This is a genomic window from Arachnia propionica (assembly GCF_003932785.1).
GTDB classification, from domain to species: Bacteria; Actinomycetota; Actinomycetes; order Propionibacteriales; family Propionibacteriaceae; genus Arachnia; species Arachnia propionica_B.
The window spans coordinates 91801-110053 of the sequence record NZ_RQYT01000003.1; the positions used below are offsets into that span (position 1 = coordinate 91801).

The 18253-nt window shown below is 70.2% G+C and carries 21 protein-coding genes; 15 read left to right on the forward strand and 6 right to left on the reverse strand.

The features are described 5' to 3' along the window. The first annotated feature begins 16 nt into the window (after positions 1-16). The 5 genes from purN to EII35_RS02610 all read left to right on the forward strand — a co-directional run bounded on the left by purN (position 17) and on the right by EII35_RS02610 (position 4359). Positions 17-601: a phosphoribosylglycinamide formyltransferase gene (gene purN, locus EII35_RS02590; RefSeq protein ID WP_125226903.1), complete on the forward strand. Its 585-nt coding sequence runs from the start codon at positions 17-19 to the stop codon at positions 599-601. Next, positions 598-2154, forward strand: coding sequence for a bifunctional phosphoribosylaminoimidazolecarboxamide formyltransferase/IMP cyclohydrolase (purH, locus tag EII35_RS02595; protein WP_125226904.1), 1557 nt, complete (start codon positions 598-600; stop codon positions 2152-2154). Before purN ends, purH begins: the two co-directional genes overlap by 4 nt. Positions 2155-2164: 10 nt before the next feature. After that, positions 2165-3028 carry a bifunctional methylenetetrahydrofolate dehydrogenase/methenyltetrahydrofolate cyclohydrolase gene (locus tag EII35_RS02600; protein ID WP_125226905.1) on the forward strand — a complete coding sequence of 288 codons (864 nt, stop codon included), beginning with the start codon at positions 2165-2167 and terminating at the stop codon, positions 3026-3028. Then, positions 3009-3296: a DUF3017 domain-containing protein gene (locus EII35_RS02605; RefSeq protein ID WP_125226906.1), complete on the forward strand. Its 288-nt coding sequence runs from the start codon at positions 3009-3011 to the stop codon at positions 3294-3296. The genes EII35_RS02600 and EII35_RS02605 overlap by 20 nt, the downstream gene beginning before the upstream one ends. Before the next feature lie 73 nt (positions 3297-3369). Further along, on the forward strand, positions 3370-4359 hold the full coding sequence (locus EII35_RS02610; protein ID WP_125226907.1) for a malate dehydrogenase: 990 nt from the start codon (positions 3370-3372) through the stop codon (positions 4357-4359). Between the two features lie 70 nt (positions 4360-4429). Here the strand turns inward: EII35_RS02610 and sucB are convergent, their stop codons facing one another. Beyond that, positions 4430-6181: a 2-oxoglutarate dehydrogenase, E2 component, dihydrolipoamide succinyltransferase gene (gene sucB, locus EII35_RS02615; RefSeq protein WP_125226908.1), complete on the reverse strand. Its 1752-nt coding sequence runs from the start codon at positions 6179-6181 to the stop codon at positions 4430-4432. A 129-nt stretch (positions 6182-6310) separates the two neighbouring features. Between sucB and EII35_RS02620 the strand changes: the two genes are divergently transcribed. From EII35_RS02620 to EII35_RS02630, 3 genes are all read left to right on the forward strand, one after another. Next, complete coding sequence (locus tag EII35_RS02620) at positions 6311-6631, forward strand: hypothetical protein (RefSeq protein ID WP_125226909.1); 321 nt, start codon at positions 6311-6313, stop codon at positions 6629-6631. Between the two features lie 61 nt (positions 6632-6692). Then, complete coding sequence (locus tag EII35_RS02625) at positions 6693-7595, forward strand: DUF2268 domain-containing putative Zn-dependent protease (protein ID WP_185744125.1); 903 nt, start codon at positions 6693-6695, stop codon at positions 7593-7595. Then, positions 7592-8365: a MerR family transcriptional regulator gene (locus EII35_RS02630; protein ID WP_125226910.1), complete on the forward strand. Its 774-nt coding sequence runs from the start codon at positions 7592-7594 to the stop codon at positions 8363-8365. Before EII35_RS02625 ends, EII35_RS02630 begins: the two co-directional genes overlap by 4 nt. Before the next feature lie 60 nt (positions 8366-8425). On the opposite strand, the gene EII35_RS02635 is transcribed toward EII35_RS02630, so the two are convergent. Then, positions 8426-9922, reverse strand: a complete 1497-nt coding sequence (locus tag EII35_RS02635) for a leucyl aminopeptidase (RefSeq protein WP_125226911.1) — start codon at positions 9920-9922, stop codon at positions 8426-8428. Positions 9923-10186: 264 nt separating this feature from the next. Beyond that, positions 10187-10954: an AraC family transcriptional regulator gene (locus EII35_RS02640; protein ID WP_125226912.1), complete on the reverse strand. Its 768-nt coding sequence runs from the start codon at positions 10952-10954 to the stop codon at positions 10187-10189. 157 nt (positions 10955-11111) lie between these two features. Here EII35_RS02640 and EII35_RS02645 point away from each other — a divergent pair, with 157 nt between their 5' ends. The 3 genes from EII35_RS02645 to EII35_RS02655 are packed head-to-tail and all read left to right on the forward strand — an operon-like array spanning position 11112 to position 14157. Continuing rightward, positions 11112-12134, forward strand: coding sequence for an ABC transporter substrate-binding protein (locus EII35_RS02645; RefSeq protein ID WP_125226913.1), 1023 nt, complete (start codon positions 11112-11114; stop codon positions 12132-12134). Between the two features lie 11 nt (positions 12135-12145). Further along, positions 12146-13114 carry a FecCD family ABC transporter permease gene (locus tag EII35_RS02650; RefSeq protein ID WP_221739657.1) on the forward strand — a complete coding sequence of 323 codons (969 nt, stop codon included), beginning with the start codon at positions 12146-12148 and terminating at the stop codon, positions 13112-13114. Continuing rightward, positions 13111-14157, forward strand: a complete 1047-nt coding sequence (locus tag EII35_RS02655) for a FecCD family ABC transporter permease (RefSeq protein WP_221739658.1) — start codon at positions 13111-13113, stop codon at positions 14155-14157. The genes EII35_RS02650 and EII35_RS02655 overlap by 4 nt, the downstream gene beginning before the upstream one ends. Here EII35_RS02655 and EII35_RS02660 read toward each other — a convergent pair. Together EII35_RS02660 and EII35_RS02665 are read right to left on the reverse strand one after the other, a co-directional pair. After that, complete coding sequence (locus tag EII35_RS02660; protein ID WP_125226915.1) at positions 14124-14327, reverse strand: hypothetical protein; 204 nt, start codon at positions 14325-14327, stop codon at positions 14124-14126. The genes EII35_RS02655 and EII35_RS02660 overlap by 34 nt on opposite strands. After that, on the reverse strand, positions 14324-15004 hold the full coding sequence (locus EII35_RS02665; protein WP_125226916.1) for a DUF3043 domain-containing protein: 681 nt from the start codon (positions 15002-15004) through the stop codon (positions 14324-14326). The genes EII35_RS02660 and EII35_RS02665 overlap by 4 nt, the downstream gene beginning before the upstream one ends. A 167-nt stretch (positions 15005-15171) precedes the next feature. Between EII35_RS02665 and EII35_RS02670 the strand changes: the two genes are divergently transcribed. The 4 genes from EII35_RS02670 to EII35_RS02685 are packed head-to-tail and all read left to right on the forward strand — an operon-like array spanning position 15172 to position 17535. Further along, on the forward strand, positions 15172-15960 hold the full coding sequence (locus EII35_RS02670; protein WP_125226917.1) for a PspA/IM30 family protein: 789 nt from the start codon (positions 15172-15174) through the stop codon (positions 15958-15960). Further along, entirely contained in the window at positions 15957-16316 is a 360-nt protein-coding gene (gene pspAA, locus EII35_RS02675) for a PspA-associated protein PspAA (protein ID WP_125226918.1), read from the forward strand. Before EII35_RS02670 ends, pspAA begins: the two co-directional genes overlap by 4 nt. Beyond that, a complete protein-coding gene (locus tag EII35_RS02680) occupies positions 16313-17161 on the forward strand; it encodes a glycerate kinase (protein ID WP_125226919.1) in 849 nt (282 codons plus the stop codon). The genes pspAA and EII35_RS02680 overlap by 4 nt, the downstream gene beginning before the upstream one ends. 26 nt (positions 17162-17187) lie before the next feature. After that, positions 17188-17535: a HesB/IscA family protein gene (locus EII35_RS02685; RefSeq protein ID WP_125226920.1), complete on the forward strand. Its 348-nt coding sequence runs from the start codon at positions 17188-17190 to the stop codon at positions 17533-17535. A gap of 38 nt (positions 17536-17573) precedes the next feature. Here EII35_RS02685 and EII35_RS02690 read toward each other — a convergent pair whose 3' ends face one another. Beyond that, on the reverse strand, positions 17574-18242 hold the full coding sequence (locus tag EII35_RS02690) for a DUF1643 domain-containing protein (protein ID WP_125226921.1): 669 nt from the start codon (positions 18240-18242) through the stop codon (positions 17574-17576). Positions 18243-18253 lie beyond the last annotated feature (11 nt).

Consider the following 18253-nt stretch of genomic DNA (forward strand, 5'->3'; position numbering starts at 1 on the left):
CGGATAGGGTGGGGGCGTGACAACTCGCGTGGTGGTCCTGGCCTCCGGCTCCGGGACCTTGCTGCAGGCCCTCCTCGATGCGATCCGTTCGGGGGACGTCGACGCGGAGGTCGTCGCCGTCGTCTCCGATCAGCCCGATGCCGTGGCGCTGGAGCGTGCCCGCGGCGCCGACATCCCCGCCATCGCCCACCCGCTGGCCAAGGGCGCCGACCGGGCGGCCTGGGACGCCGACCTCACCCGCATCGTCGACCGGTTCACCCCGGACCTGGTGGCCTCCGCGGGATTCATGAAACTTCTCGGCGAGGCCTTCCTGGCCAGGTTCGGCGGGCGAACCATCAACACCCACCCCGCTCTGCTGCCGAGCTTCCCCGGGATGCACGGCCCCCGCGACGCCCTCGCCCACGGGGTGAAGGTGTCCGGGGCCACGGTGTTCCTCGTGGATGCGGGGATCGACACGGGTAGGATCCTCGCGCAGGGGGCGGTCGAGGTGCTGGACGACGACACCGTCGCGTCCCTGCACGAACGCATCAAGGTGGTGGAGCGGCGCCTGCTCGTGGAGACCGTCCGCTCCTGGGACCAACGAGAGGGAACGACGAGATGACCGACCGGATCCAGCTGCGCCGCGCGCTGCTCAGCGTCCACGACAAGACCGGCCTGGAGGACCTGGCCGCCCGGCTCCACCAGGCGGGGGTCCAGATCGTCTCCACCGGCTCCACGGCCGCCCGGATCGCCGCGGCGGGGGTCCCCGTCACCGCCGTCGAGGAGCTGACGGGCTTCCCCGAGTGCCTCGACGGCAGGGTCAAGACGCTGCACCCCCGCGTGCACGCCGGCATCCTCGCCGACCGTCGCCTGCCCGGCCACGTGAGCCAGCTGGAGGAGCTCGACGTCGAGCCGTTCGACCTCGTCGTGGTGAACCTCTACCCATTCGAGGCGACGGTCGCCTCCGGCGCCGACGCGGACGCCTGCATCGAGCAGATCGACATCGGCGGGCCGTCGATGGTGCGGGCGGCCGCGAAGAACCACCCCAGCGTCGCCGTGGTCACCTCGCCCACCCAGTACCCGCTCGTGACGACGGCCCTCACCGAGGGCGGGTTCACGCTGCAGCAGCGTCGCGATCTGGCCACGGCCGCGTTCCGGCACACCGCGAGCTACGACGTCGCCGTCGCCTCCTGGCTCGGCGCCACCGTCGCGACACCCCCCGAGGACTCCTTCCCCGAGTGGCTGGGCGCCACCTGGGTCAAGGCCCAGGGGCTGCGCTACGGGGAGAACTCCCACCAGGCGGCGGCCCTCTACACCTACCCGCCCGGCCCGGCGGGGATCGCCCAGGCCGAGCTGCTGCACGGCAAGCCGATGAGCTACAACAACTACACCGACGGGGAGGCAGCGTACCGGGCCGCCCACGACTTCAGTGAGCCGAGCGTGGCGATCATCAAGCACGCCAACCCGTGCGGGATCGCCGTCGGGGCCGACATCGCCGAGGCGCACCGCAAGGCGCACGCCTGTGACCCGGTCTCGGCGTTCGGCGGGGTCATCGCCACCAACCGGCCGGTGAGCCGGGAGATGGCGGAACAGGTGAGGGACGTCTTCACCGAGGTCGTCATCGCGCCCGACTTCGACCCCGAGGCGCTGGAGATCCTCACGGCGAAGAAGAACCTGCGGCTCCTGAAAGCCGCCCCCTACACCCATCGCGAACGCACCCTGCACCCGATCTCGGGCGGGGCCCTGCTGCAGCAACCGGACCGGATCGACGCCGCCGGGGACGACCCGGCCGGCTGGGAACTGCAGGCGGGTGAGCCCGTCGACGAGGCCACCCTCGCCGACCTCGTCTTCGCGTGGCGGGCCTGCCGGGCCGTGAAGTCCAACGCCATCCTGCTCGCCGCCGACGGGGCCTCCGTCGGGGTCGGGATGGGGCAGGTCAACCGCGTGGACTCCTGCCGTCTGGCCGTCGAGCGTGCCGGGGACCGGGCCGCCGGTTCCGTCGCCGCATCGGATGCCTTCTTCCCGTTCGCCGACGGGCCGGGCATCCTCGTCGACGCCGGGATCAGGGCCATCGTGCAGCCCGGCGGCTCCGTCCGGGACCGGGAGACCATCGACCTGTGCCGTGAGCGGGGGGTCGCCCTCTACTTCACCGGCACCCGACACTTCTTCCACTGAGGGGCGTGACATGACCGCACAGGTGCTCGACGGGAAGGCGACGGCCGCAGCCATCAAGGCCGAACTGGCCGACCGGGTCGCCCGGCTCCGCGCGGAGGGCACGGTTCCGGGGCTGGCCACGGTCCTGGTTGGGGAGGACCCGGCCAGTCAGAACTACGTGCGGATGAAGCACCGGGACTGCCAGCAGGTGGGAATCGAGTCCATCCAGGTCGAGCTGCCCGCCGATGCCTCCGCCGCGCGGTTGGAGGAGGCGATCCGGGAACTCAACGAATCGGCGGCCTGCACCGGCTACATCGTCCAGCTGCCGCTGCCGCGCCACCTCGACGAGACGTGGGCCCTGTCGCTCATCGACCCCGACAAGGACGCCGACGGCCTCCACCCCATCAACCTGGGGCGGCTCGTCCTGGGCGAACCCGCCACACTGCCCTGCACCCCCCGCGGGATCGTGGAACTCGTGCGTCGCCACGGTATCGACTGGCAGGGCAGCCAGGTGTGTGTCGTGGGCCGTGGCATCACCGTCGGACGCCCGCTCGGGCTGATCCTCACCCGCCGCAGCGAGAACGCCACCGTCACCCTCACCCACACCGGGACCCGGGACCTGGCCGAGCACACCCGACGCGCGGACGTCGTCGTCGCCGCCGCAGGGGTTCCCGGGATGATCACGGCCGGGATGATCCGTGAGGGGGCCGTGTGCATCGACGTGGGCGTCAGCCGGGTCGATGGCCGCACCACGGGGGATCTCGCCCCCGACGTCTGGGAGCGGGCCGGGTGGGTCACCCCCAACCCCGGAGGGGTCGGGCCGATGACCCGGGCCATGCTGCTGAGCAACATCGTGGACCGAGCCGAGGCCCGCCATGCGCGACAAGATCGCTGAACAACTGCCCAGCCGCCCCTGGGCGCTGCTGGCCTCCGTCGCGGTGCTGGTCATCGGGGTGGTGGTCACGGGATTCGGCCACTGGCGGCGGGGCGCGCTCCTCATGGCGGGGGCCCTGATCCTCGCCGCCACTGCCCGGGCCATCCTCCCCAGGCGCGTCTCCGGGCTCCTCGTGGTGCGTCGCCGGCCCCTGGACGTCCTCGTGCTGGGAGGGTTCGGCATCGCCATCGGGGCGTTGGCGCTGCTCGTCCCGGCAGGGCCCCCCTGATCCGGCTCACGGCCCGCAGGACGAGGCGATAGGCTCAGTGGTGGACATCACCGTCGAAAGAAAGGTCCACACGATGAGCACTGAGGCTCCCGTCAAGGTGGCTGTGACCGGCGCCGCCGGTCAGATCTGCTACAGCCTGCTGTTCCGCATCGCGAGTGGCGCACTGCTGGGTGACCGGCCGATCGAGTTGCGTCTGCTCGAGATCACCCCCGCTCTCAAGGCCCTCGAGGGTGTCGTCATGGAGCTCGACGACTGCGCATTCCCCAACGTCAAGAACATCGTCATCGGTGACGACCCCATGAAGGTCTTCGAGGGGGCCAACCTGGCGATGCTGGTCGGCGCGATGCCCCGCAAGGCCGGGATGGAGCGCGGTGACCTCCTCTCCGCCAACGGCGCGATCTTCACGGCCCAGGGCAAGGCCCTCAACGACGTCGCGGCCGATGACGTGAGGATCCTCGTGACGGGCAACCCCGCCAACACCAACGCCCTCATCGCCATGAAGAACGCCCCCGACATCCCGGCGGAGCGGTTCAACGCCCTCACCCGGCTCGACCACAACCGTGCGAAGAGCCAGCTCGCGGCCAAGCTCGGCGTCGGGGTCGGCGAGATCACGAAGATGACCATCTGGGGCAACCACTCCTCGACGCAGTACCCGGATCTGTTCCACTGCGAGGTCGGGGGCAGGAACGCCGCCGAGCTGGTGGGCGACCAGGGGTGGATCGAGTCCACCTTCATCCCCACCGTCGCGAAGCGCGGCGCTGCCATCATCGACGCCCGGGGCCTGTCCTCGGCCGCCTCCGCCGCGAACGCCACCGTCGAGCACATGCGCGACTGGGTGCTCGGCACCCCCGAGGGGGACTGGGTGTCCATGGCGGTTCCCTCCGACGGCTCCTACGGTGTCGCCGAGGGCATCATCTCCTCCTTCCCGTGCGTGGTGAAGGACGGCCGGTACGAGATCGTCCAGGGCCTCGAGATCGATCCGTTCTCCCGCGCCAAGATCGACGCCTCCGTCGCCGAGCTCGTCGACGAGCGTGACGCCGTGACCGAGCTGGGTCTCATCTGACGAGGCGAGCACCCGCAACACGAAGGGGCCCGGAGGATTTCTCCTCCGGGCCCCTTGCGTACGGATCAGGTCAGAGACCGAGCTCCCCGGCGAAGTCGCCGGCCTCGAGGCGGGCCTTGACGAGCCCGAGGAACCGGGCCGCGTTGGCGCCGTCGATGAGACGGTGGTCGTAGCTGAGCGACAGGTACATCATGTCGCGGATCGCGATGGTGTCCGAGCCGTAGGGATCGGTCACCACGACCGGACGCTTCACGAGCGCACCCGTGCCGAGGATGGCGACCTGCGGCAGGTTGATGATGGGCGTGTCGAACAGGGTGCCGGCGGAGCCGTAGTTGGTGATGGTGAAGGTGCCACCACCCAGCTCGTCGGGCCCGACCTGCCCGGAACGGGTCCGTGCCGCCAGGTCGCCGATGCGCTTGGCGAGACCCGCCAGGTTGAGGTCACCGGCATTGTGGATGACCGGGACCATGAGGCCCTTCTCGGTGTCCACGGCGATGCCGATGTTCTCCTGGGCGGCGTAGGTGACGGTCCCCGCCTCGAAGTCGGCCGTCGCATTGACGATGGGCATGGCCTTGAGGGCCTCGACGGTGGCCTTCGTGATGAACGGGAGGTAGGACAGGGACGCCCCCTCGCGCTTCTTGAAGTCGTCCTTCGCGACCGCACGCAGCCGGGAGATGGCGGTGACGTCGACCTCGACGGTGGCGGTGAGCTGCGCCGCCACCTGGAGCGACTCCACCATGCGCTGCGCGATGACCTTGCGCATCCGCGACAGCTTCTCCGTGGTGCCGCGAAGCGCCAGGGCCTCGGGCGAGGCGACGGCGGCCGGGGCGGCAGCTGCCGGGGCAGCAACAGCCGGGGCGGGTGCGCTGGCGGCGGGGGCGGGCTGCTTGGCCGCCGCGGCGGCGTCGAGGATGTCCTGCTTGCGGATCCGGCCACCGACGCCGGTGCCCTGCACCGAACCGAGGTCCACGCCGTGCTGGGCCGCCAGCTTGCGGACCAGCGGGGTGACGTAGAGGTCGCTCGTCGTGGCCCGACGTGCAGCGACGGCGGCCGCCACCGCGGGGGACTGCGCCTCGGGTGCGGCGTGCGTCGGCTGGGGTGCCGGGGCGGCGCTCTCGGCGGCCGGTGCCGGCGTCGGCTCCGCGGCGGGCTGGGCCTGGGGCTCGGGCGTCTCGGCGGGGGCAGCCGGGGCGGGGGCCGCGGCGGAGGCCTCACCGACGAGGGCGAGGACCGCGCCGACGGCGGCGACCTCGTCCTCGTTGACACGGATCTCGAGGAGGGTACCGGCCACGGGGGAGGGGATCTCGGTGTCGACCTTGTCGGTGGACACCTCCAGCAGCGGCTCGTCGGCCTCGACGGTGTCGCCGACGGCCTTGAGCCAGCGGGAGATGGTGCCCTCGGTGACCGACTCGCCCAGCACGGGCAGGGTGACCTCTGTCGCGGAGCCAGCGGCGACAGGGGCGGCGGCCTCGGCGGCGGGGGTCTCCTGGGCGGGGGGCTCCTGGGTGGGAGCGGGGGTCTGGGCGGGCTCCTGGGTCGGCGCGGGTTCGGGGGCCGACTCGGCGGCGGAGGCGCCGCCCTCGCCTGCCTCACCGATGATGGCGAGGACCGCGCCGACGGCGGCGACGTCGTCCTCGTTGAACTTGATCTCGAGCAGGGTGCCGGCCACAGGGGAGGGGATCTCGGTGTCGACCTTGTCGGTGGACACCTCCAGCAGCGGCTCGTCGACCTCGACGGTGTCCCCCACGGCCTTGAGCCAACGGGAGATGGTGCCTTCGGTGACCGACTCACCCAGTACGGGGAGTGTGACTTCGGTGGACATGTGAACTAGGGCTCCTTCGCGTCTGGCGCATCGCTATGCCGTCCAAGCCTATCCCGGTTTCGGGACCTTGCGCTGCCTCGCGGGGCCGTGCCCTCGCTGGGATCGGGTGAGGTTGGGCATAATTGCCGCGTGGGTTGGTTCTCGAAACGCAAGGTCGCCGCCCAGGTGGCCAAGGAAAACAAGGAGGTCTCCGATGTCCTCCTCGATCACCTGGACGGGTTCGTGACCAGCCGGCGGGGGGTGGAGGCCTGGATCGAGCAGCCCACGAGCTTCAACAAACCGTCGATTCTCCTCGTCGCCGCCGACGGGGAGTCGACGCGACGCGCCATCCCGTCGATCCCGTTCGGCTACGACTTCGCCTCCCGCCACGACATCCCGGCCTATGACGCCGGGGTGGTGCCGTACCCGCAACGCATGCGCGAGTACGGCATCCGCAACAAGAAGCGGTGACCCGGTGCGCTGATGAGGCCGGGTTGCCGTTGACGCAGCGTCAACTCATAGCGTCGCCGTCATGAAGATCAACGTGCTCGACTCCCTCGACCAGACGCTGACGATTCTCGACGCGCCCGAGACACGGCGGCCGGAGCTGCTTGTCACGATGCGACAGCCCATGTCAGGGATGTTCCCATGGATCCCGGGCGGGCCCGATCACCTCATGACGCATCGAGGCACCTTCGGTTTTCCGTTGACCGGACACGACGATCTCCTGCGCGAAGCCTTGGCCATGATGCGTTCAGCCGGGGTCCCGGAACGGGTCGAGGCGGGACTCGGCACCGCGCTGCAGGCGCTGCGGGAGGCCGATCCGGACCTGGAGTTCCCCGACGAGCTGAGGGTGCTCATCACCCTCGGCAATCCCGCGGATGACCATTTCATGCATGAGATCCAAGGTCTGTCGGCCTTCGGCGGCATCGCGGGTTTCATCGAGCTGACGTTGTGGCCGAACCCGACGGTCATGGACCGGGTGGAGGCGATCGCCGCGCACGAGCTGCACCACAACGTCCGATACGGCCCCGGCGGGATCGTCTGGAACCCCATGACCGTGGCCGTTGGGGAGCAGGTGGTCGCCGAAGGACTGGCGGACGTGTTCGCGCGGGAACTCCACGGCCTGGCGGGCCCCACCCACTTCGTGCGCGCGTCGGGGGAACATGACCCCGCCGTTGTCAAGGTGCTCTCCGGGCTGGAGATCACCGGCATGCAGAACTTGGTGCCGTGGGTGCACGGCGATGCCGCTGCCCGACGTTTCGGCGCGGAACCCGTCGGTCTGTCCACGGGAGCCGGATACGCCGCGGGCAGGGTCCTGGTGGAGAACCACCTGTCTGCGACGCGGACCACTGCTGCGGCGAACGTGCGGACCGACTGGCGTGTCGTCGCCGAGTCGTCGCGGTCAAACCATGACCCGAAGGCCGACACGTGATCGAATGGGACGTGGCTGAACTGGCACGGCGTGCCGGGATCACCACACGAACCCTGCGCCACTACGACCAGATCGGGCTGCTGGCCCCGAGCCGGGTCACCGCCGCAGGGGTGCGTCACTACGATGCCGACGCCGTCGCCCGCCTGCAACGGATCCTCCTCCTCCGGGACGTCGGCATGCCGTTGGCGAAGATCGCCGAGCTGCTCGAACACGAGGACGAGGCGGAGGAGGTGGCCGCCTTGGAGGAGCACATCAAGGTGCTGGAGTCCCAGCGAGCAGCGCTGGCAGTGAGGATCAAGGCTGTGCAGCACCTGCTGGAGGCGCGCCGACATGGTCGAGAACCCGACCCGGACGTCCTGCTCGAAGGATTCAATGACCGCTACGAGGCCGAGGTGGTTCGACGATGGGGGCGTGACGCCTACGAGGCGGGGAACCGCTGGTGGCACGACAAGACCTTCGCCCAGCAGCAGGCGTGGAAGCAGGAGTCGGAGCAGCTCGTGGCCGACTGGCTGAGGACCTTCCGCAGCGGGGTCACACCGGGCTCAGCCCCCGCGCGTGAGATGGTGAGGCGCCATCTCGGCTGGCTCTCCCGGATCCCGGGAACCCCCACGCATGCCGGGGATCATGGACGGGCGCTGGAGATGATCAACGGCCTGGCCCACATGTACGTCGAGGACCCGGGGCTGCGTCACGCCTTCGGAGGGGAGGAGGGCAGCCGATTCGTCCGGGACGCCCTCCTGCGGCACGCCCCGGACCTTGTCCCGGGCTGAGGCCGGGGGCGATGCCGTGCCCGACCGGATCCCGATCGGGCACGGCGAGTGCTGACCTTCTCAGCCGCGCCCCATCCCCTTCGCCAGGGCCACGAGGGTCCGCACCGCGACCCCGGTGCCGCCCTTCGGGGTGCAGCCCCACGGGGCGTCCTCGTTGAACGCGGGCCCGGCGATGTCCAGGTGGGCCCAGGGCGTGTCGCCGACGAAGTGCTGCAGGAAGGCGCCCGCGGTGAGTGCCCCGCCCCAGCGGTTCTTTCCGGTGGAGCGCATGTCAGCCGCGTCGGATTTCAGCGCCTCCCGGATGTCCTCGGTGATGGGCAGGTGCCAGAAGGCCTCATCCGCGACCTCGGCGGCGTCGAGGAGACGGTCCGCGGTGGCGTCGTCGCTGGCCATGAGCCCGGAGATGCGGGTGCCGAGCGCCACCATGCAGGCGCCGGTGAGGGTCGCCACGTCCACGATGAGGTCCGGCTCGTCCCGACGTGCCCGCCCGAGGGCATCCGCCATGACGAGGCGCCCCTCGGCGTCGGTGTTGCCGTTCTCGACGGTGGTGCCGTCGAACATGGTGAGCACGTCGGAGGAGCGGTAGGAGGTGCCGGAGGGGAGGTTCTCGGCCAGCGCGGCGTAGGCGGTGACCTTGACCGGCAGGTCGAGCGCCGCGATGGCCTGGGTGGCCGCGATGACGGCGGCGGCGCCGGACATGTCCGCGGTCATGCCCGCCATCTGCCCGGCCGGTTTGATGTCGAGGCCGCCCGAGTCGAAGGTGATGCCCTTGCCGACGAGGGCGAGGTGGGCCTTGGCGCCCCTGGGTGCCCAGGACAGGCGCACGAGCCGGGGTCCGCGGCTGGACCCGCCGCCGACGGCGAGGAGGCCGCCATAGCCGCCCTTGACGAGGGCCTTCTCGTCGAGGATCTCGACGGAGACCTTCTGCCCGGCGACGCAGCTGCGGGCGGCCTCCGCGAAGGTCTCAGGGTAGAGGAGGTTCGGCGGGGTGTTGATCCAGTCGCGGGCCTGGGAGACGGCCGCGGCCACGACCTTGGCGGTGTCGACGGCCTTGGCGACGGCCGACTGGGTGGCCACGAGCTCGATCTCGCGGATGGGGTGGGCCTCGGGGGAGCCGGTGACCTTGGGACGTCGGTAGGCGCCGAGGAGCGCCCCTTCGGCGGCGGCCTGCCCGAGCTCGGGATCGTTGAGCTCCAGCGAGACCGAGACCTTCCAGTCGGAGGCCCCCTCGGCGGCTGCGATCGTGCGCAGGGCCACGCCGCAGGCGTCACGCACGGCGGCGGGGGTGACGTCGACGTCGCCGAGCCCCACGACTGCGATGCGCTGACCGGCCAGCGACGGGAGCAGGGTCACCGCGCCCTGGCGGCTGCGTGCCCCAAGGCCCGTGGCCGTGGCGAGGAGGTCCTGGGGGAAGGTCTTGGACCACGCCTTGAGGAGCTCGGGGGAGGCGCCGACGAGGGTCGGGTCGTCACCGACGCTGGTGAGGCCGAGGACGAGGACGTCCGAGTTCTTCGAGGGCGTCCTTGCGGTGCTGAGTTGGGGAATGTTCTTGCTCATCGGGCCAGCTTAGAGGGCGCGCGGATAGGTGCATCTACTGCGGTCGCCCCGGTGACTCCCTGGCTGCGTTCCTGGGTGGGTCTCTGTGCACCAATCGCCGTTCTGCTTCCATGAGACCCCCCGCGGCAACGCTGCCAGAAAAGCAGAACGGCGATTCTTGACCGCCCCCCCGTCGGGGGGGGGGGGACGGTGCGGGTTCCGGGGTGACCGTCGACCGTCGACCTGCGCCGGTTCGCGTGACTCCTGCGCCGCGGGGTCCGGTTCTCAGGCCTCACCCGAGGGGCGTCGTCGCTGTCTCGCGGCGTGGCGGGCGGGGGTGGTGCGGTGGATGCTCCGGTATGCCTTGATGAACCCCGTGCTGGTGGCGTAACCGACGGCGGCTGCGACGTCCTGGACCGTCCAGCCCTCGTCCAGGAGCCGTGTGGCCTCATGGGTGCGCGCCCGGGTACGCCACTGGGCGAAGGTGACCCCGGTGTCGTGACGGAAGGCACGCAGCAGTGTCTTGGAGCTCACCCCGAGAGCGGTCGCCCAGTCGGTCAGCGTCCTGGGGTCGGCCGGGTCGGCGAGGATGGCCTCCGCCACGGTGCGGGCGGCCGGGTGTCGCGGCAGGGCCAGGACGCTCCGGCTCTCCTCACTGTGCTCGAGGATGTCCCGGACGAGGCCGAGGGCGAGGAGTCGTCGTTCAGGGGAACGCTCTCGGAGGCAGAGATGGCGGAGCACCTGGGCCGTGAGTTCGTCGACCGGCAGCGCAAGGGGGCGGAGCCACCGATCACCGCTTGGTCTCAGTGCCGGATCCACGTAGAGGCTCAACAGGGCATCAGCCCCCTCGGTCCGGATCTCGTGCTCGGTGTGGGCGGGGATCCAGACGAGGTGGCCCTGGTCGATGCGCCACCACTGGTCCTCGAGCCGGATCGACGCCCCGCCGTGTTGCGGCCAGGTCAGCTGGTCGACGTCGTGGTGGTGGCTGGCGACTCGGCTCCCGGGCGGCAGCGGATCATTCTCGGCGTGAACAGGGACTGTCCCCTGGGGCACATGGGGAGAGGGAGACCAAGATCCAACAGGGTCTGAATCATCCGGAACAGACACCAGGCTCTCCTTTCTGGACGATTTCTGTCCATTGAGAATGGTAGCCAGGAAGCTTAGGACTGCCTAACCTGTGGTCGTTTCGTGTCGTCCGTGAGAGGAACCCATGTCCAATCCACTGCGTCCACTGGTGCTGTTGCTCGTCGCCGTGCTCAGCCTGGTGGCCTGTTCGACCCCCACCAGCCCGACATCGCAGCAGACCACCACCGAGTCCTCGTTCCAGCCGGTGACGATCTCGCACGTTCATGGCGAGACGGAGATCACCCAACGCCCGACCCGTGTGGTGACCATCGGTTGGTACTCGCAGGACGTCGTCGCGGCGCTGGGCATCGTTCCAGTGGGTGTCGAGGACTTCACCTGGGGTTCCGTGGAGAAGTACCTGCCCTGGTTCAAGGACCGGGTCGCCGAGCTCGGGGGTGAACTCCCGGAACTGCTCCGGCTCAATGACAAATGGGAACATGACTACGAGCAGATCCTCGCCCTCGAGCCCGACGTCATCCTGGCCCTGCACTCCGGTATCGACGAGACCGCCTACCAGCGCCTCAGCGAGATCGCGCCGACGGTCGCGTACTCCGGTGTGGCCTGGACCTCGGAGCGGGAGCGGCTCACCCTCGACATCGGTCGGGTCCTCGGCATGGAGCAGGAGGCGCAGCGCCTGCTCGATGAGGCGGATGCCGCCATCGCCGAGGCGGCCGGACGTCACCCCGAGTTCAAGGGGGTCGTCTTCACCTATGGGTCGAACCTTGCCGAAGGGGAGACCCAATTCGCCTTCTACGTTCGGGCCGACCCGCGGGTCCGTCTGCTCGAGGAGCTCGGCTTCGTCACCTCCCCGGACATCGTCAAGGCCAGTGAGGGGGCCTCTGAGTTCGTGACCTACGTCAGCCTGGAGGAACTCTCCCAGGTGGAATCTCAGTTCCACGTGGGCTGGGGGGATGTCGCTGCCGACGTCACGCGCACGCTCGAGCACCCGCTCGTGGCCAGGTGGGCCCCGGTGGCGGCGGGGCACACCCACTTCTTCGTCGAGGATCACACCCTGGCCTGGGCCTCCACCGCCCCCAGCGTGCTGTCCATCCCCGCGACAGTGGGTGCCATGGCTGACGATCTCGCGAAGGGACTGCCCCAGCAGTGAAGGGCGCGTGGGTGGCGCTGGCAGGCCTCGGCATCGTCGTGGCCTGCCAGCTCAGCCTGACGGTGGGGGCGCTGCCCACCCCGGTACCCGTGGTGCTGGAGGCCCTCCTCTCACCCGACGACTCCGACGCCCATGCCGTGGTGCTCCAGCGGGTGCCGCGGACGCTGCTCGGTCTCCTCGTGGGATGCGCCCTGGGCGCCTGCGGGGCGCTGATCCAGGGCTGGACCCGCAATCCCCTGGCCGACCCGGGACTGCTCGGGGTCAATGCCGGGGCGACGCTCGCGGTCACGGTGGGGGCGGGGCTCCTCGGATTCCGTGAACCGGGGCAGTACGTCTGGTGGGCCGTCGCGGGTGCGCTGGGGACGACGCTGCTGGTGTTGGCGGTTGCCCGGAGTGGACGGGACGGGGGCACCCCCGTGCGGTTCGTCCTCACCGGGGTGGCGATGGAGGCGATCCTGCTGGGGATCAGCTCCTTCATCATCCTGGGGAACCTCCAGGTCTTCCAGGCCGTCCGGTTCTGGGGGATCGGCAGCCTCGGTGGTCGCGATCCGGCCGTCGTGATCGCTGTGCTGCCCTTCCTGCTCATCGGGGTGGTCCTGGCGGTGGTCGCCGCCACCATGCTCAACGCCACCGCACTCGGCGACGAGCTCGGCTCCAGCCTCGGGGTTCATCCCGGTGCGACCCGGGGGTTGTGCGTGGCGGCCGTCACCCTGCTGGCGGGGTCGGCGGTGGCGCTGGCCGGACCCATCGCCTTCGTCGGACTCATGGTGCCCCACATCGTCAGGCGAGTCGTCGGAGCCGATCAGCGATGGCTGGTCCTGATCTCGTTCCTCGTCGCCCCCACGTTGGTCCTGGCGGCTGACGTCGGCGGCCGGGTCGTGCTGCCGAGCGGCGAGCTCCCCGTCGGGATCGGGACGGCCATCATGGGCGGCCCCGTCATGGTGGCGTTGGCCCGACGGCAGCGGTTGGGGGCGCTGTGAGTGACACGAGCCTCCTCCTGCGGTGCCGACGAGGTCGACAACGACGCGATGCGCTCGTGCTGTGCCTCGGCCTCGGGCTGGTGGCGCTGGTCCTCGGTTTGCTGGGCGTGCTGACGGGGACCTACTCGCTGACCCCGTCTCAACTCCTCGAAGTGCTCCAGGGCCGGGGACGCCCCGCCGTGGTGCGCCTGCTGTGGGAGTGGCGGTTGCCGCGCACCCTGTTCTGCCTCGTCGGGGGGACGGCCCTGGCCGTGAGCGGTGCCCTGTTCCAGCGGTTGACCCGCAACCCTCTCGGCAGCCCCGACGTCATCGGCTTCGGTACCGGGGCCTACACCGGGGTGCTGATCGTCACCCTGGTGCTGGGCAGCCCCCGCTACCTGTCCCTCGTCATGGGGGCGTTCCTGGGTGGTGTCGCGACGGCGGTGGTGGTGTACCTGCTGGCATGGCGGCGGGGTGTGCAGGGGTTCCGGCTCATCCTCGTCGGCATCGGCACCTCGGCCTGCCTTGCGGGGGTCAACAACCTCCTGCTCATCCGCAGCGGCGCCCAACGTGCCCAGGAGGCCAGTTCCTGGGTGTTCGGCTCCTTCGCATCGCTGGGGTTCGCGCAGTTCTGGCCCTTCCTCGTCCTCGTCCTCGTCCTGCTGGTGGTCGTCGGCACCCAGGCGTCGCGGCTGGCGCAACTGGAACTGGGCGATGAGGTGGCCGGGGCACACGGCGTGCGGGTGGAGGCCGTGCGCCTGGTGGTCGTCCTGGTGGGCATCGGGCTCATGGCCGCGGTGACGGCCGCCGCCGGGCCGATCGCCTTCGTCGCCCTCGTCGCGCCGCAGATCGCCCATCGCATCCTCCCGGGGCGAGGGCTCCATCTCGGCGTGTCAGGCCTCGTGGGGGCCGTGCTGCTCCAGGGCTCCGACCTGCTCGGGCAACGCCTCGACGCCAGCGTCGGCCTGGTGACCGTCGTCCTCGGCGGGGGCTACTTCCTGTGGCTCATCGTGGGCGGACGGCGTCGGGGTCACGGCTCCAGGGACATCGGAGGGATCACCTGATCCTCGCCCTCCCACAGGGCCACCTCCGCGACGCCGACCTCCAGCAGGTCCTCCCAGTACAACGCGAGCCACTGTTCGGCCTCCTCGCGTGACGGGAACGACGGCATGAGGTCCGCCTGCTCGAGTGCGGCCACGGCCGCGGGGTCGGTGGGCCGCCACTGGTGGCTCATACCGGATCACCCCGGTTGATGCGCGGGCTCGGGCGGCGGAAGCGTCGGATCATGAGGGCCCGGTTGAACATGTACATGAGCAGGCCCCGCTTGTTGGCCCGGGGGACCCGCTCGGCCAGCAGCTTCTTGAAGCTGCGCCACATGAAGAACGTGTTGATGAAGCTGAGCAGCAGCAGCACCCACAGGAGCAGGGCGATGTAGCTGGAGAGCAGCACGTTGCTCATGGTGAGCATGACCCCGGCCATGACGACGAGCATCGCGGGCATCATGAACTCGGTGATCGTCCAGCGGGCGTCGACGTAGTCGCGCGCCAAGGTCCGTTCGGGCGAGGCCTCGATCCGGTCCCAGGCCTCCATCCTGGCCTTCGACCGGGCCTCGCGGTCCGCCTTGCGCTGCTCCTTCGGGGAGAGGTTCGGGTGGAGGCGTTCCATGCGGGCCGCCTCGGCCTGCTTGCGCGTCATCGTCGGCTGGTTCTTGCGTGCCGGTTGGCGACGCTTCACCGTCACCTTCGACGAGGTCTCCTCGGTCCGCGTCTCAGGAGTGGTCGCCTCCTTGGACGACGGTTCAGCGGCCTTCCGCTCCTTCCTGTCGTCCTTGGGGACGAGGCGGGTGCGTTCCTTCCGAGGCCGGTCCTCGGTGGTGTCGGTCTTGCGCTCGTAGGGGTGGAACAGGCCCACGGATCTGCCTCCGGTGTCGAGGGTGAGTACGTCGGGCCAGTGTAGAGCAGAAGCTCCGACCACGGTCACTTCCCCGAGCGGGAAGGAATCAGGGGAGAACCGGACCCGATCGCCACCAAGGAGCGGTACGGTTGTGGGTGGCATCACCCGAACGCGGAAGGACCCACATGGCCGGCATCTTTGAGCGCATCGCCCTCATGTTCAAGTCGAAGGCGAACAAGGCTCTCGACAAGTACGAGGACCCGCGAGAGACCCTCGACTACTCCTACGAGCGTCAGCTCGACCTCCTCCGCAAGGTGAGACGAGGGGTGGCCGATGTCGCCACCAGCCGCAAGCGGGTGGAACTCCAGGCGCAGAAGGTCAACCAGGAGATGGAGCGCTACACCCTCACCGCGCAGCGCGCGCTCGAGTCCAACCGTGAGGACCTCGCCCGCGAGGCGCTCACCCGGAAGCAGGCGATGGCCACCCAACTCGCCGACCTCCAGGCCCAGCACGCCGCGCTGCAGGGTGAGGAGGAGAAGCTGGTGCGCGCCAGCACCCGACTCCAGGCGAAGGTCGACGCCTTCCGCACCCGCAAGGAGACCATCAAGGCCACCTACTCCGCGGCCGAGGCCCAGACCCGGATCAACGAGGCCTTCACCGGCATCTCCGAGGAGATGAGCGACGTCGGCCTCGCCATCCAGCGCGCCGAGGACAAGACCCTCGAACTGCAGGCCCGCGCCTCCGCCGTCGACGAGCTCCTCGCCACCGGTGCGCTGGAGGATCCCACCGGATCCGTCCAGGGCGACCTCGACCGGGAGCTCGATGCCCTCGCCGCCGGCTCCTCCGTCGAGAGCGAGCTGGCCGCCATGAAGGCCCAGCTCACCGGCGGCCCGGCGACTCGCCCGGAGATTGCGGCCCCGGCCGCCGAGACCACCGAACCCGCCGCCGAGACGGGGGAGGAGAAGCTGTCATGATCGTCCGCCTGATGGGGCTCGGCCAGTGGGTCATGGAGCCCGAACAGCTCCTCGAACTCAACGAGATCGACGAGGCCATCGAGGCCGCGGTCGAGGCCGGCGACGCGGTGGCGATGCGCTCGCACCTCGAGAAGCTGGTCGCCGCGGTCCAGCACAACGGCTCCGAGGTGCCCGACGACCTCATCGTCGAGTCCGACCTCGTGCTGCCCGACGTCAACGCCACCCTCGACGAGGTGCGGGAACTGCTCGCCAGCACGTCCGACTTCTACGGGCTCGTCCCCGACAGCCACCAGCTGGAGGGCGACGACCGGGACCTCGACGCTGAGTCGGGGGGAAGCCCGACCGGTCGCGCGTGAGGGTCCTCGTCTCGAGTGACCGGATCGGACGCCTCGGCCCCGCCGAGGCGTCCGATGTCATTGCCGCTGCCTTCCACACCAGAGGCGCTGCGGTCGCCGTCGCCCCCGTCGCCACGGGTGGGGACGACCTGGCCGAGGCCATCGCCCGATTCGCGCCCGGGGCTCGTTTCGCCCGGGTGACGGACGTCAGCGACCTACCGCGGCTCGTCGCCTCCGGCGTCGACCACATCGACGTGACGGGGATGCCCACCCCCGACCTCGCCGCTCTCGAGGAGCTGCCCCTGGTCGAGGTCCCGAACCCGCCCGTGGTCGTCGTGGCGTCCGAGCACGCGCAGGCCCCGTTGACCGGGCTCCATGGGGCCGTCGCCGCCCTGGGACGTGAGGGCGGCCGTGACCTCGGCGAGGTCGTCGCGCAGGAGACCGCCGCCGCGCGGTGGCTGGAACGACTCGGCCTGCCGGATGCTCCCGGGTTCGGCGCCCACGGTGGCCTCGGCGCCTGGCTGGCCCGGTGCGGGATCAGCACCGACACCGGCCTTGGGATCTGTATCCGCGGCTACGGGCTTCCCGATCTCATGCGACGCGCCGACCTCGTCCTCACGGGCACCGACACCCTGGACTTCCACCACCGCGGGGGCGAGGTGGTCCGGGGGATCACCCGGCTGGCCGGGGAGGCCCTCAGCCCCGTCGTCGTGGTGAGCGGCCGGAACTTCGTCTCGGCCAGGGAACTCCGTCTCAGCGGCATCGAGGAGGCCCACGCGGTACGTCAGGGCGGGGACGAGACCCCCGTCGCGCCTGAGGAACTGTCGGCACTGGCGGAACGCGTCGCCGCCACGTGGCGTTGGTGATTTCCACCACGCCGTAGACTGGCCACGTGACTGAAACCGGAACTGTTCCCCAGGGCGTCGTCCTCACGGATGTCGCCGTCGCCAAGGTCCGCGACCTCCTTGAAGCCGAGGGCCGCGACGACCTCAGCCTGCGCATCGCCGTCCAGCCCGGTGGCTGCTCCGGCCTGCGCTACCAGCTCTACTTCGACGAGCGTGAACTCGACGGTGACGTCGTCACCGACTACGACGGCGTCAGGGTCGTCACCGACAGGATGAGCGCCCCCTACCTCGCCGGCGCCAGCATCAACTTCGTGGACACGATCGAGAAGGTCGGCTTCGAGATCGACAACCCCAACGCCCGCGGCGCCTGCGCCTGCGGCGACAGCTTCCACTGAGCGTTTCCCCGAGCTGAGCGGGGCCCATCCGACCCCGCTCAGCTCGTGGGTTCCACCCCGTCCTCCGTGACCCGAACATCCCCGAACGCCTCCGGGGTGATGGTGATGCGCTGCGGATGGTGCGGGTACCACACGCCCTGGGACTCCCCCCTGGACTGGGCCTCGGTCCACAGCGCCTTCATCGGCTTGTCCTCCACGCCCTGCAGCAGCGAGGTGACGGCAGGCACCGACTGCTGCGCCCAGGGCATCCCCCAGGTCTGCCCCCACGCCACCCAGATCGCGTCAGCCCGCTCCACCAGGTGCTTGAGCACCGCCAGATTCGTGCGGCTGAACCGCTCCTTGTCCCGCTGCGTCAGGGTGCGCGGGCTCTTGCTGATGACGGGCAGCAGGTTCGCGAGTGTGATCCACCCGACACGCCGCCCGAAGACCTTGTCGAGCATTCCGTCCTCGAGGCGGTCCCTGAGGATCCCCGCCGTGGCGTCCCCGCCCTGGACCCGGGTGGCCATGACCTTCGCCGTCGACGGGTTCTTGCCCAGCACCAGCAGATGGGCACCGCCGAGTCTGTGGTTGTCCCTGCGGTGGTGCAGGAACCAGCGGGCCACGGGGGTCCTCGTGGGGGTCAGGAGACAGTCCGAGAGCGCTCCGGTGTCCCGCTCCAGGGCCGCTTCGAAGTGAGCGATGATCGCTTTGACGGGAGGAATGTCCATGAGTGAATCCA

Excerpts from the sequence above, each read along its gene's own strand:
- purH (WP_125226904.1), top strand. The coding sequence starts at position 598 with ATGACCGACCGGATCCAGCTGCGCCGCGCGCTGCTCAGCGTCCACGAC.
- EII35_RS02600 (WP_125226905.1), top strand. The coding sequence starts at position 2,165 with ATGACCGCACAGGTGCTCGACGGGAAGGCGACGGCCGCAGCCATCAAG.
- EII35_RS02605 (WP_125226906.1), top strand. The coding sequence starts at position 3,009 with ATGCGCGACAAGATCGCTGAACAACTGCCCAGCCGCCCCTGGGCGCTG.
- EII35_RS02610 (WP_125226907.1), top strand. The coding sequence starts at position 3,370 with ATGAGCACTGAGGCTCCCGTCAAGGTGGCTGTGACCGGCGCCGCCGGT.
- sucB (WP_125226908.1), bottom strand. The coding sequence starts at position 6,181 with ATGTCCACCGAAGTCACACTCCCCGTACTGGGTGAGTCGGTCACCGAA.
- EII35_RS02625 (WP_185744125.1), top strand. The coding sequence starts at position 6,693 with ATGAAGATCAACGTGCTCGACTCCCTCGACCAGACGCTGACGATTCTC.
- EII35_RS02635 (WP_125226911.1), bottom strand. The coding sequence starts at position 9,922 with ATGAGCAAGAACATTCCCCAACTCAGCACCGCAAGGACGCCCTCGAAG.
- EII35_RS02645 (WP_125226913.1), top strand. The coding sequence starts at position 11,112 with ATGTCCAATCCACTGCGTCCACTGGTGCTGTTGCTCGTCGCCGTGCTC.
- EII35_RS02660 (WP_125226915.1), bottom strand. The coding sequence starts at position 14,327 with ATGAGCCACCAGTGGCGGCCCACCGACCCCGCGGCCGTGGCCGCACTC.
- EII35_RS02670 (WP_125226917.1), top strand. The coding sequence starts at position 15,172 with ATGGCCGGCATCTTTGAGCGCATCGCCCTCATGTTCAAGTCGAAGGCG.
- pspAA (WP_125226918.1), top strand. The coding sequence starts at position 15,957 with ATGATCGTCCGCCTGATGGGGCTCGGCCAGTGGGTCATGGAGCCCGAA.
- EII35_RS02690 (WP_125226921.1), bottom strand. The coding sequence starts at position 18,242 with ATGGACATTCCTCCCGTCAAAGCGATCATCGCTCACTTCGAAGCGGCC.